Annotated in this window: 9 protein-coding genes; 6 read left to right on the top strand and 3 right to left on the bottom strand. The window is 59.9% G+C overall.

Annotated elements, in window-relative coordinates:
* Window positions 1-11 precede the first annotated feature (11 nt).
* The 5 genes from A6U87_RS19460 (at window position 12) to A6U87_RS19480 (ending at window position 5,979) form a co-directional block, all read left to right on the top strand.
* Window positions 12-1,307, top strand: a complete 1,296-nt coding sequence (locus A6U87_RS19460) for a sugar ABC transporter substrate-binding protein (protein ID WP_065692918.1) — start codon at window positions 12-14, stop codon at window positions 1,305-1,307.
* 75 nt (window positions 1,308-1,382) lie between these two features.
* Window positions 1,383-2,315, top strand: a complete 933-nt coding sequence (locus tag A6U87_RS19465) for a carbohydrate ABC transporter permease (RefSeq protein WP_065692919.1) — start codon at window positions 1,383-1,385, stop codon at window positions 2,313-2,315.
* Window positions 2,308-3,192, top strand: a complete 885-nt coding sequence (locus A6U87_RS19470) for a carbohydrate ABC transporter permease (RefSeq protein ID WP_065692920.1) — start codon at window positions 2,308-2,310, stop codon at window positions 3,190-3,192. The genes A6U87_RS19465 and A6U87_RS19470 overlap by 8 nt, the downstream gene beginning before the upstream one ends.
* Window positions 3,193-3,195: 3 nt before the next feature.
* Window positions 3,196-4,908 carry a glycoside hydrolase family 32 protein gene (locus tag A6U87_RS19475; RefSeq protein ID WP_065693007.1) on the top strand — a complete coding sequence of 571 codons (1,713 nt, stop codon included), beginning with the start codon at window positions 3,196-3,198 and terminating at the stop codon, window positions 4,906-4,908.
* A gap of 18 nt (window positions 4,909-4,926) precedes the next feature.
* Entirely contained in the window at window positions 4,927-5,979 is a 1,053-nt protein-coding gene (locus A6U87_RS19480; protein ID WP_065692921.1) for an ABC transporter ATP-binding protein, read from the top strand.
* Window positions 5,980-6,093: 114 nt separating this feature from the next.
* Here the strand turns inward: A6U87_RS19480 and A6U87_RS19485 are convergent, their stop codons facing one another.
* Window positions 6,094-7,197 (bottom strand): hypothetical protein, encoded by a 1,104-nt coding sequence (locus tag A6U87_RS19485; RefSeq protein ID WP_141683999.1) that lies wholly within the window; start codon window positions 7,195-7,197, stop codon window positions 6,094-6,096.
* A 411-nt stretch (window positions 7,198-7,608) separates the two neighbouring features.
* Here A6U87_RS19485 and A6U87_RS19490 point away from each other — a divergent pair, with 411 nt between their 5' ends.
* Window positions 7,609-8,112: a GFA family protein gene (locus tag A6U87_RS19490; RefSeq protein WP_065692923.1), complete on the top strand. Its 504-nt coding sequence runs from the start codon at window positions 7,609-7,611 to the stop codon at window positions 8,110-8,112.
* Between the two features lie 181 nt (window positions 8,113-8,293).
* On the opposite strand, the gene A6U87_RS19495 is transcribed toward A6U87_RS19490, so the two are convergent.
* Together A6U87_RS19495 and A6U87_RS19500 are read right to left on the bottom strand one after the other, a co-directional pair.
* Window positions 8,294-11,446 (bottom strand): efflux RND transporter permease subunit, encoded by a 3,153-nt coding sequence (locus A6U87_RS19495; RefSeq protein WP_065692924.1) that lies wholly within the window; start codon window positions 11,444-11,446, stop codon window positions 8,294-8,296.
* Window positions 11,443-12,558 (bottom strand): efflux RND transporter periplasmic adaptor subunit, encoded by a 1,116-nt coding sequence (locus A6U87_RS19500; RefSeq protein ID WP_244499535.1) that lies wholly within the window; start codon window positions 12,556-12,558, stop codon window positions 11,443-11,445. Before A6U87_RS19500 ends, A6U87_RS19495 begins: the two co-directional genes overlap by 4 nt.
* Between the last annotated feature and the right edge of the window lie 2 nt (window positions 12,559-12,560).

A 12,560-nucleotide genomic window follows, 5' to 3' on the forward strand; every position in this document is an offset into this window, starting at 1 on the left:
GGAGAATATAAATGGGTAAACGTTTACTTCAAGCTCTGCTTCTGTCTTCGGCCTCGCTGGTGGCGACCGCCGGCTTTGCCGACGCAAAGACCGTCATCCACATGATGCATCAGGGCGATCCGGGTTGGGTCAAAGCCTATGCTGATGTCGCAAAGCGCTTCGAAGCGGCCAATCCAGACGTCGACATCGAGTTCATCTATGCGCCCCACGACGCCTACAATGAGAAGTTCAGCGCCGCTGTCATGTCCAAGCAGCTGCCTGACATCATGGAGATCGATGCGCCGTTCCTCGCCAACTATGCCTGGTCCGGCTATCTGCAGCCGATCAAGTCGCTTATCGACAAGGACGTCATCGACGACATGACGTCTTCGAACGTGTCGCAGGGAACCTACCCCATCGACAAGGAACTCTACGCCGTCGGCCTCACCGACTCGTCGGTCGTGCTCTACGGCAACAAGAAATACCTGGAAGCCATCGGCGCACGCATTCCGAAGTCGGTCGACGATGCCTGGACCAAGGAGGAGTTCGAAGGTTATCTCGAGAAACTCTCCAAGCTCGACGGGGTGAAGTGGCCGATCGATACCTTCCGTGGCTACGGCATCAAGACCGAATGGATCACCTATGCCTATGGTCCGCTGCTTGAGAGTGCCGGTTGCGACCTGATCGATCGTACGACCTGGAAGGCGACCGGAACACTCGACAGCGATGCCTGCGTCGGCGCGCTGACGATGATGCAGGGATGGGTGAAGAACGGCTGGGTTGTTCCTGGATCATCGGGCACCAACCAGTTCTATGCGGAGGGCCGTCCGGCCGCACTGGCACTTGGTGGGCACTGGTTCTACGCGGAAGCCGCGGCGGCCATGAAGGACGATATCGTCGTGATGCCGCTGCCGAAGCTCGGCAACAAGGGTGTCAGCCCCAACGGCACCTGGATCTGGGGAATCACCAAGACCTCCGAGCATCCTGATGTGGCCGGAAAGTTCCTGAGCTTTATGCTGAAGGACAAGGATTATCGCGAATACGCCAAGCACGAGTCTGCCTTCCCCGGCCTGAAGAGCTTCGCGGAATCCTCGCCGCTTTACGCTCCGGGCGGTGCAATGGCAGTGGCCTTCGAGCAGGCGTCGAAGACGGCGGTCGCGCGTCCGCCGCATCCAGCCTATCCGGCGATCACCTCAGCCTTCATGCAGGCCGTCGACAAGGCCTTCAACGGCGGCGACGTAAAGCAGGCTCTGTCTGAAGCCGCCCAGAAGATAGACGAGGATATCGAGGACAATGACGGCTATCCGCCGTTCGATGCCCAGCAATAAGCGTTGAGCCCCGGGGCCGGACGGTCCGGCCCCGGAAGCGCCCGTCATGACAGAACAGACTGCGAGGAGGAGACGATGACACTGCAACAATCACCTGCCGCTGCCCGACCGCGCGTCGGCAGACGCCGGGATCCGGGCCGGCTCATGCAGGAAATGCTGATGATTGCACCGGCAGTCGTCCTGCTCGCCTGCTTCCTGATTGCGCCGTTCCTGTTGTCGTTCTGGACGTCGATGACGAACCAGCCGCTGGTGCCGCGCCCGACACCGGTGCGCTTCATCGGCCTGCAGAACTTCATGCGCATCTTCAACGACCCGCTGTTCTGGACCTCGTTGTGGAATGTGACGCGTTTCACCATCTGGGTGCTGCCCGTCCAGTGCGGCATGGCGTTTGCCACAGCACTGTTGCTCCACCAGAAGATCCCCGGTCGCAACCTGCTTCGCGGCATGTTCTTTCTGCCAGCCATCACTTCGATGGTCGTCGTCTGCGTTATCTGGGGCACGCTTTTCCAGTATCCGAGCGGCCCGCTGAACCAGATCGTCGGCTTTCTCTCCGCCGGCCACATCCAGCCGATCGATTGGCTCGGTGATCCCAAATGGGCAATGTTCTCCATCGTCCTTCTGTCGGCCTGGCAGGCTTACGGTTTCCAGATGATCGTCTATCTCGCCGGTCTCCAGGGAATTCCCGATGAACTCTACGATGCCTCAAGGATCGACGGAGCCAACGTCTTCCAGCGTTTCTGGCACGTCACCATGCCGGGCCTTCGTCCGACCCACGTCTTCGTGCTTGTGATCACGACGATCCAGGCCTTCAAGCTTTACACCCAGGTTTCCATCCTGACCCAAGGTGGACCGAGCGGAAGCACGGAAACGGTCGTTCATTACATGGTGAGGACTGGGTTCGAGCAGCAGAAGCTTGGCTACGCCTCCGCCGTATCGGTGATCCTCTTCGTCATCGTCCTCGTAATCGCGCTGCTTCAGCGCCAACTGCTGAGACGCTTCGATGTCTGATATCGCTCTCCCCCGTGTCGTGCCCGCCGAACGCTCCGGAAAGATCTCGCTTCGCCTCGTTCAGACGGTCGCAATCTTCATTATCGCGCTTGTCGTGATCTCGCCGCTCTTCATGCTCCTGATCGCGAGCCTGAAGGATGACCGCTTCCAGATTCTGGCGGACATGGGCAGCTTCCGCGCCTTCTGGGTTTCGAACCCGACGCTCTCCAACTTCAACGAGATCGCCCATTTCTCCGGCGAGCTTGCCTACGGCCGTTATCTCTTCAATTCGCTGGTGATCCTGGCTGTTACCGTCGCGTCCGGCCTTGTCGTCAATTCGATGGCGGGCTTCATCCTCGCCTGGGGCTCGCTGCGCGGCAAGGCCGTGCTTCTGTCGCTCGTCGTCGCGCTCTACGTGATCCCCCAGGAAAGCATCATCATGCCGCTGGTGGTGATGATGTCGCGCGCCGGGTTGACGGACACCTTCGCCGTCCAGATTCTGCCTTGGGTCGCCAGCCCGCTCTACATCTTCCTCTTCTACCAGTTCTTCGCCCAGCTTCCGAAAGAGCTCTATGAGGCGGCCGAGATCGACGGAGCGTCGATCTTCAGGATCTACCGCTCGATCTACCTGCCACTCAGTCTGCCGGCTCTGGCAACCGTATCGATCCTCATGGGTATCGAAAGCTGGAACCAGTATCTCTGGCCGACCCTGGTGACGCAGACCGATTATGCCCGGCCGATCTCTGTCGCGATTGCCACCTTCTTTGGTCAGGACAGCATCTATTGGGATCGCGCCATGGCAGCCTCGGTCCTGATGATGATCCCTATTCTCGCCCTCTATCTCGCGTTCCAGCGCTGGTTCGTGAGCTCGTTCGTCGGCTCCGCCGTGAAAGGTTGATTGATGACTTACCAGGCAACGACCATCCCGTCTGCCCGCCAATCCGTGCGTGCTGAACTCGACACTGGAACGGTCATCCACCTCTGGCTCAAATCGCGCCGACCAGGCGAGGTCGCGACGATGAGTGTTGAGCTCGATGGTATCGAGCTTCAACAGGTGGCGACCGCTAGGACGGAAGAGTTCGAGTTTTGCAAGGTTGCGTTGCCTCGCGGCGGCAGTCTCGAATTGTCCTACGATGCCAAAGCAACTGACGTTTCGGTTATCTACGCCTTCCTCCCCACGCGCGTGCAGAACGAGGGGATCCGTGTTCTCCACCACAGCGCCGAGAACGCGCCTCCCGCCCTTTCGGACGGCTATCATTTTCGGCCGCTGTTCGGCTGGATGAACGATCCGAACGGGTTTGGCCGTTTTGGCGGTCAGGTGCATCTCTTCTACCAGCACTATCCTCACAGCCTGCGCTGGAACACCATGCATTGGGGACATGCCGTGTCGAACGACTATGTCCACTGGCGGCATCTGCCGGTCTTCCTGTTTCCGTCCGATGACCTGTCGCAGCGCAATGACGGACGCGGCGGCGCCTTTTCCGGTTCGGCCATAGCGGCAACCGGGCAGGGCGGAGACGATATCCGTGTCTTCTACACCGAGCAGGTGCGCGATCGAAAACCGGAAGAGCAGATCCAGCTGTCGGCCACCAGCCTCGACGGTTTATCGGCGGAGCCGTCCACCGTGATCCTCCCGGAACGACCAGGCGGGTTGGACCTGACGCTCGACTTTCGCGATCCCTACGTCTTCAAAGGCCCCGACGGGCGCTGGAAGATGTTGATCGGCAGCCGCGACAAAGCCGGGGGCGTCGTTCTGCTCTATGAGACGCTTGATCCGGTCGGTGCGGATGGCTGGACCTTCCTCGGCACGCTGCACCGAGAAAATCGCTACGGCATGACGGCTGCGGAATGCCCGTGCATGGTGCCGCTTGGCGATGCCGGGACTTCCGAAACGCGGTGGGCGTTGATCTTCGGACTTCTGACGAGCCGGGATCAGAGGGGGCGCCGCAATATGACCAGCGTCACGGTCGGGCGTTTCGATGGCCAAAGCTTCACGCCAGAGCTGGAGCAGGAGCTGGATTTCGGGTCGGACGCCTATGCCTTCCAGGCCTTCGTCGACGATGGCGGGCCGGTCGGGATTGCGTGGCTCGCCAACTGGACAGATGTCTCCAAGAAGGAGGACTTTCCAACGGCGATGACCTTGCCGCGTCGGGTTCTGTGGGATGGGACGGCCGTCCTTACGCCGCCGGTCGAAGGTGTCAACGCGCTTCGGCATGCGGAGCTCGATGGTACCGGTCGTCTGGCAGCGGGCGAACGGCTGCCGTTGGAGAACGGCGCCGTCGAGATCGAGTTGGATCTTTCAAGCCCGGGTGCGGCCTTCGAGCTGCGCTTCGATCATACAGACATCGATCTTGCACTTCGCCTCGACGCGGAAGGCCTGGAGATCCTCTTCGGCGAGCGCGGTGGCAAAGCTTCGCCCCGCTACCTCGCGGCCGGTGCGCGACCATCTACGGTACGGGTCTTTCTGGACGCCGGATCGATCGAAGTCTTTGCCGACAACGGCCGGTGGACCGGAACCAAGCGCCTGCCGACCTTCATGGGCGTCAAGGCGGCACAGCTATCTCAAGGAAATGGTTCGATCGCCAGCGCCCGCGTCTGGCAACTCAAGCTCTAATTTTGGTGGGAGGATATCATGGCATCGGTCGCAATCGACGAAGTCAAGAAGCAGTATGGCGCGGCATCCGTGATCTACGGCGTTTCCGTGGACATAGCCGACGGTGAGTTTGTTACACTTGTTGGTCCATCAGGCTGCGGCAAGTCCACCTTGCTGCGTATGCTGGCAGGCCTCGAGGACATCAGCGGCGGCGAAATCCGCATCGGTGGGCGTGTCGTCAACGAGGTGCCGCCGAAGGAACGCGACATCGCCATGGTGTTTCAGAGCTACGCGCTCTATCCGCACATGACGGTCGAGGAGAACATGGGTTTTGCCCTGAAGCTTCAGGGTCAGGACAAGACCGCAATCTCAAAGCGCGTGCGCGAGGCGGCCGGGATACTGGCGCTTGAGCCACTCCTCGACAGGCTGCCGAAGCAGCTCAGCGGTGGCCAGCGCCAGCGCGTGGCGATGGGCCGGGCGATCGTGAGACACCCCAAGGTGTTTCTCTTCGACGAGCCATTGTCCAATCTCGACGCGAAGTTGCGGGTAACGATGCGCGCCGAGATCAAGGAACTGCACCAGTGCCTGAAGACGACGACCGTCTATGTCACGCACGACCAGATCGAAGCCATGACCATGGCCGACAAGATCGTGGTCATGCGCGCCGGTCGTATCGAACAGGTCGGAAAGCCACTCGATCTCTATGATCGTCCTGTAAACACCTTCGTCGCGACCTTCATCGGCTCTCCCGCCATGAACCTGTTCGATGGGACGCTTGTCGAGGGTCGCTTTGTGCTGGATGGCGGCCCTGCTTTGCCCTTGCCCAACGATCGAGGCACCGCCGCGATCGCCCAGTATGGTATCCGGCCGGAGCACGTTGCCCTCTCAGCGGATGACACCGGTGTCCCGGCCCAGATCATTCTGGTTGAACCGACCGGCCCGGAGACGATGCTCATCGTGAAGATCGGGAACCAGACGGCGACGGTAATGCTTCGCGATCGTGTCGACGTTCAGCCGGGAGAGCGTGTGAAACTCAGCATCAATCTGGCAAAGCTTCACCTTTTTGATGCCGCGGGAGATCGCGTTCCCTGATCAACGGCTAGCGGGACTGTTCAGTCCGTTGGCCTCGGAACCTTTCGAGCGCTCTGTCGCAGCGAAATCAGGATACATGCAAAGGCCCTTCCTTTTTCCGTCCGACGTCGGCGTCTAGGCAAAAGTGCGGACATCACAAGGCTGTCGCTCACTCGAAAGGGGTGCATCACCCCAGTGTTCTCGCCATCGTTGGCGGGTAGCTGGTTGCATCCATGAGTTTTGCTCCAGGCGTTCGGTGACAAATTCACGAAAGTCCTGCCTTACATAGGTCTTGATGTCGGCCCAGCCCGCTGGGTTTTCCAGGAGCACATCCAAGGCCGTATTTGCCCATGCATCGGCTAGTTTTGGGTTCTCACTCGACAAGGCGCACAGATATGAGAGATAGGCAAAACCATATTGCCGATTATTGCCGCGTAACGCCGCCATGAGCCTGGCTCTCAGGCGATGCCGCAGAGGCTTTGGGGGCGTCCCGAACGCACACAGTTGTCCGACATGCTGATCGAACAGATCCCGTGAAAATTGTGGGAACAGATCGTCGATCTGGGCCTGGACGAACGGTCTATCAAAACCCCAATAGTGCCTCACAACATCCGGGCACACCGACAGCGAAGCGTACTTGCCCAGTACGGCGGAGAAGGCGAACTGCTCAATGTTGAAAACGGGCTCGATCGCAAAGAGTCCGCTCATGAGATCATAGACCTCGTCAATCTGTGACCGAATTGACCAATCTGCGCCGACGATCCCGGAATTGAGCATAACCGAGGCGCCGTCAACTCTATAGCCGGCAATTGGACCACCGATCTGTGCCAGCAACTTGGTCCATTCCGGGTGAGTTCCAAGCGTAGTATCGTAGTCGTGCATCAACGCGCGCTTTGGACCGATCCGTTCGAAAAGCGTTTCAGGATGCTGGGTGAAGTAGGTGTCCGTATCAATCAGGATGACCTGTCCCTGAGACTCGTCCAAAGCGCGCAGAAAAGCCGCGTATTTCGCAGCATGGGCGTATTTTCCGTCAAGCATCCACCGATCCATCTCGTCATCATCAATAATAAGATGTCGAACGGGGAGATCGTCACGCCGGCTCGCAGCCGTGGTTATCAACACAATCTGAATGTTGTCATTGCGCTGCCGGAGGAAATGGACGGCTGACATTACACTGTAAGTTAGCTCCAGCCCGTACTCGCGCCGGTTTCCATACGTCAAATATGCAATTGTCTTCATCAAGGGAATGTCCTGTATGTGAAGAAGCCCGCCCGTTTCTATCGCTGCTGTATTGTCACTATAAAATCCGATTTTGTGCATATAAAAATATTGGTGAGTGTATTTATTCAACTACAGACATGGGTTGCCTGATGCAACTCAAATATGAGTGTGTCACGTAATATAAAATACTCTGTAATGCGTGCGGATTACTAAGTGATTAATTCAATAAATACTTTAACCTGTTGATTCCATGACGGGCTTGGCTCAAGAGGTGCCGATTTTCATCAAGGATGACAGGCAGGGTTTGGAGGTCAAGGTGTCGCCACTTCTCCCGGTCAGTGGAAGCGGTTTGAGTAGACGGTTGCATCCCGCCATGTGACGACTACGATGTCGTACCGCGTCCATTATGGCGCCGACGAGGGAGAGAGCATGACGGAGGGTGGGTTGCGTCCCCATACTGGGGGATGCCAATGTGGCGCGGTGCGCTTTCGGTGCGATAGTCAGCCGGAGAATGTTCATGTCTGCCATTGTCGCATGTGCCAGAAGGCGGTGGGCGGGCCGTTTGCGGTGATCTGCCCGGTCCTGAAGAGCGATTTTCAGGTGACGCGCGGCAAGCTGTCGTGGTTCAAAAGCTCCGAGCTTGCTCGCCGGGGGTTCTGCAGTGAGTGTGGCACTCCGATGATTTTCGATTATCCTGAGTTTCCGGACATCGGTGTCATGGCAGGAAGCTTCGATAATCCCAGTGAGGTTCCGCCCGTAGTGCAATATGGCAATGAGAGCCGTGTTTCGTGGTACGGCATGCTGGTATCGCTTCCTGGCGATGCGCCGACCTATGCCGTGGATCCGCAAGGTTACCTGCCACGAATCCAAGCCTCAAATCGGCAACATCCGGATCACGATACGGATCATTGGCCTCGGCCCGTCAGGTCGTAACCGAACCTGTGATACGACCAGCCTTGCTGGTGGTTTCCCAATGAGGTTCGGCTCTCTAAGCGAGGGGTGTCGAGGCCACCGCCCTCACGGCGGGTCTCCTCAGCAGACGGGCACTACCTGCCCAAGCGTTGCGCGGCGGGGGCTAACGTAGCAACGTTTTATGATCGCGGCGCGCCATGAGTCAGTCGGCTGTACCACCGGTAACAAACGGGTCGTTGGCCGTTGGTCCAAACAGGCGCCGCTTGATCCCCTCGCGCGTGCTTTGCACGGCGATATACAGTAGGGGGATCATCAGCAGGCCGATCAGCGTTCCGACCAGCAGGCCCCCGAGAACGGTCGTGCCGATTGCCTGCCGGCTGCCGGCGCCGGCGCCTGTGGCGATTGCCAGTGGAATGACGCCCAGGATCGAGGCCATTGCTGTCATCACGACAGGGCGGAAGCGCTGCGACGTTCCTTCGGTCGCGGCTTCCATGATGCTCATGCCGGCCTCCCGCCTCTCCTTTGCGAACTCGACGATCAGGATGGCGTTTTTCGCAGCCAATCCGATCAACAGGAGCAGGCCGATCTGCGCATAGATGTCGAGATCGAGGCCGGCAACGAGCAGACCGCCGAGCGCTCCGAGTACCGCAACTGTGACCGAGAGCATGACCGCGACGGGCACGCTCCAGCTTTCGTACTGCGCCACGAGGAAGAGGTAGGTAAAAATGATGCCCATGATCAGGATGATGACGGTCTGATTGCCGGCCTGCTTTTCCTGCAGTGCCAGCCCCGTCCACTCGTATCCGAACCCAGCCGGCAAGGTCGCGTCCGCCAGTCGTTGCATGGCGTTCAGAGCCTCGCCCGTACTCGTTCCCGCTGCGGCCTGGCCGTTGATCGCCGCGGATGGGAAGAGATTGTAGCGGTTGACCGCATTGGGGCCGTAGACGGCGGAGATCGACACCATGGCTTGCAATGGCACCATGTTGCCCGCCTGGCCCCGAACGCGCAGGCGCTGGATATCTTCGACGCGGGTGCGAAAACCCGGCTCGTCCTGGATCCTGATCTGATAGACGCGCGAGAACAGATTGAAGTCGTCGACATAGGACGAGCCCATATGGGCCTGCAATGTGTTGAAGATCGTCGCCGGGGAGACGCCGTAGAGTTCGGCGCGCTTGCGATCGATGTCGAGATAGAGCTGGGGAACATCGGCCGAGAACGTGCTGAAAACGCTGGCGAGCCCCGGCGTCTTGTTGGCGCTGGTGATCAGGCCGCGCATCACTTCGGCCAATTCCTCCTGGCTTTGACCCGCCCGCGCCTGCAGCCTGAAGTCAAAGCCACCGGTGGTTCCAAGTCCCGGGATTGCCGGCGGGTTGAATGCCACCACGGAGGCCGTCGGAACGGCCGCAAATTCTGCCCTAAGCCGGTTCATCAGCGCAAAGACGCTTTGGTCGCGGCCACGCTCGCCCCACGGCTTCAGCGCTGCAATGATCATCCCCGAGTTGGAGCCACCGCCGCCAACCATGCTGGAGCCGGCGATCCCGATCGTATTGGCCACACCCGGCGTTCGCTGCAGGATGGAGCTCACCGTGGCGATCGTCTGTTGCGTGCGCTCCAAGGAGGCGGCGTTTGGAAGTTGAACATTCATGAACAGGTAGCCCTGGTCCTCTGCAGGAACGAAACCCGTCGGCAGGATCCGAAAGAGACCAGCGATGCCCGCGATTATGACCAGGAAGGCGAGCAGCGAAATGAATGCCTTGCGCGCAAAGAACGGCAGGAGATGCAGATAAAAGCGCCGAGATGCATCAAGCCCATTGTTCAGCTTTCTGAAAATCCCGGCGCGCTGGTGCTCGGGTGGGCGAAGCATGAGGACGCAAAGCGCCGGGCTGAGGGTCAGGGCGTTGATCGTCGAGAAGGTGATGGTGACGAGGATCGTCACGGCAAACTGGCGGTACAATTCACCGGTTATTCCTGCGAGGAAGGCGACAGGCACGAACAGGGCGGCGAGCACCAGCGTCGTCGCGACGATCGGCCCGGTGACCTGGTTCATCGTGCGCAGGGTCGCATCCCGAACGCCGACGCCGGCCTCGCTCATCACGCGCTGGACATTCTCGACGACAATGATCGCGTCGTCGACGACAAGACTGATTGCCAGGATAATGGCAAAGAGAGTGATCGTATTGGCCGAATATCCCAGTGCATAGAGCACCGCGAAGCCGCCGATCAGGGAGACCGGGATCGTCAGTGTCGGGATGACCGTTGCGCGCCAGTCCTGCAGGAAGGCGTAGACCACGGCAACGACAAGGGCGAAGGTGATCGCAAGCGTGATGAAGATTTCCCGGATCGTCTCTCGAACGAAGGCGGTGGTGTCGAATACCACGGTGGAGGCAACATCCTCGGGGAACTGCTTCGACAGGCGCGTGAGTTCCGATAGGACCGCGTCAGAAACGGCCAGCGCGTTTGCATCGGCGGATTGGTAGACGACGACCGTCGCACTCGGCTTGCCGTTCAGGGTCGAGGCCGTATCGTAGGACTGAGCGCCGAGCTCGACGCGGGCCACATCGCGTAACCGCACGATCGCGCCATCCCGGTTCGTGCGCACAATGATATCGCCAAACTCGGCTTCGTCAGCAAGCCGACCCCTTGCCATCACTGTCAGCTGCAGTTGTTGGCCGGTCGCCGATGGCGGCGAACCAAGCTGGCCTGCCGATGCCTGGGCGTTCTGTGCCTGGATTGCGGCAGTAAGGTCGGCCGCTGTGACTCCAAGCGCCTGCATCCGGTCCGGGTTCATCCATATCCGCATGCTGTATGCCGGGCCGAAGACGCTTGCCTCGCCGACACCGGGAATGCGGGCAATCGCGTCGCGAATGTTGATCGTCGCGTAGTTGCTGATGAAGACGTCGTCTCTGGTTCCCTTTGGCGAATAGATCGCAAAGCCGAGCAACATGCTGGAGGACCGCGCCCTCACCGACACGCCGGTCTGCGTGACGGCGGCAGGAAGCCTGGGCGTGGCCATGGCGACGCGATTTTGCACGTTGACTTGTGCGATTGCTGGATCCGTTCCGGCGGCAAAGGTCACGGTCAGGCTGTAGGTGCCGTTATTCGTGCTGGAGGAAGACATGTAGAGCATGTCTTCGACACCGTTGACCTGATCCTCGATCGGCGCGCCGACACTGTCGGTCATCACGCTGGCATTGGCGCCGGGATAGCTGGCGGTGACCTGGACTTCGGGCGGGGTGATCTGCGGGAACTGCGCGACCGGGATTTGAAGCAGCGCCACCACGCCGGCGATGATCATCACGACAGCGATCACCATAGCAAATCGTGGTCTTGCAATGAAGGGCGCGGAAATGTTCATGGCGACGGGCTCTGTGTCGCTGGAACCAGCGCAGACGCGCCTGCCGCGGCGGCCGGCGATGCGGGGACCGCTTTGACATGCGTGCCCTCCGACACGTTCTGCAGCCCCTCGACAATCAGGCTTTCTCCGCCCTTGAGGCCCTCGTCGACGATCCAATTCCCATCGGACTGCTCGGAAACCTTGATCCGCTGGACGGCGACCTCGCTTTGGGCATTGACCAACAGGACGTACTTGCCCTCGCGATCCTGCTGCACCACGCCGAGCGGCACGACCGGGCGCAACTTTTGTTCGGCCTGCGAAATGACGACCGTCACGAACTGCCCCGGGATGAGCAGCGCTTGCGGATTGGGAAACAGCGCGCGTATTGCCAGCGTTCCGGTCTGTTCGTCGATCTCGTTTCCGAAAAACTCTATCTTGCCCGACTGCGCGTAGGGCTGGCCATCCGAGAGGCGAAGGCCGGGCGTAAATCGCTTGGCCAACTCGTCCTTGCCGATGCCTCCTGCTGCCGCGCGCAACTCCAGGATCGAGCGGTCGCTGACGGAAAATACCACACGGATCGGGTCGATCGCCACCACGCGTGCCAGCGCCGGCGATGAGGTGTTCACATAGCTCCCGACCGACAGGGCGGCCGCGCCGATGCGGCCATCGAACGGCGAGGATATGCGCGTGAAACTGAGGTTAAGCTCGGCCTGCTCGACCCTTGCCTGGGCGGACAGGAGATTGGCTTGCGCAGTCTCGCTGGCGGCCTGGCTTTCTTCCAGCACCGCGCGTGACACAGTCTGGCTGCTCAGAGACTGATTGCGCTCCAGACGGCGCTTTGCATCGCTAAGTGTTGCTTGCGCGCTTGCCAGGCCGGCCTTTGCATCTTCGAGAGCGATCTCCGCGGAGCGCTTGTCGATTTCGAAGAGAACCTGATCTTTTCGAACGAACTGCCCCTCGGCAAACAGGCGGCTTTCGATAAAGCCCTCGATGCGCGCACGCACATCTACCGCATCGACTGCCTCGACCCGTCCGACGAATTCATGCTTGGGAGAAACGTCGGCAACGACCACGTTACTGACACCGACCGTCGGTTCGGTCTGTGCGGCCAGGGGCTGAGCGGCTACAACCATTG

It is taken from the genome of Rhizobium sp. AC44/96, assembly GCF_001692185.1.
GTDB lineage: Bacteria > Pseudomonadota > Alphaproteobacteria > Rhizobiales > Rhizobiaceae > Rhizobium.

Excerpts from the sequence above, each read along its gene's own strand:
- A6U87_RS19465 (WP_065692919.1), top strand. The coding sequence starts at position 1,383 with ATGACACTGCAACAATCACCTGCCGCTGCCCGACCGCGCGTCGGCAGA.
- A6U87_RS19495 (WP_065692924.1), bottom strand. The coding sequence starts at position 11,446 with ATGAACATTTCCGCGCCCTTCATTGCAAGACCACGATTTGCTATGGTG.
- A6U87_RS19500 (WP_244499535.1), bottom strand. The coding sequence starts at position 12,558 with ATGGTTGTAGCCGCTCAGCCCCTGGCCGCACAGACCGAACCGACGGTC.
- A6U87_RS19490 (WP_065692923.1), top strand. The coding sequence starts at position 7,609 with ATGACGGAGGGTGGGTTGCGTCCCCATACTGGGGGATGCCAATGTGGC.
- A6U87_RS19485 (WP_141683999.1), bottom strand. The coding sequence starts at position 7,197 with ATGAAGACAATTGCATATTTGACGTATGGAAACCGGCGCGAGTACGGG.
- A6U87_RS19460 (WP_065692918.1), top strand. The coding sequence starts at position 12 with ATGGGTAAACGTTTACTTCAAGCTCTGCTTCTGTCTTCGGCCTCGCTG.
- A6U87_RS19470 (WP_065692920.1), top strand. The coding sequence starts at position 2,308 with ATGTCTGATATCGCTCTCCCCCGTGTCGTGCCCGCCGAACGCTCCGGA.
- A6U87_RS19480 (WP_065692921.1), top strand. The coding sequence starts at position 4,927 with ATGGCATCGGTCGCAATCGACGAAGTCAAGAAGCAGTATGGCGCGGCA.
- A6U87_RS19475 (WP_065693007.1), top strand. The coding sequence starts at position 3,196 with ATGACTTACCAGGCAACGACCATCCCGTCTGCCCGCCAATCCGTGCGT.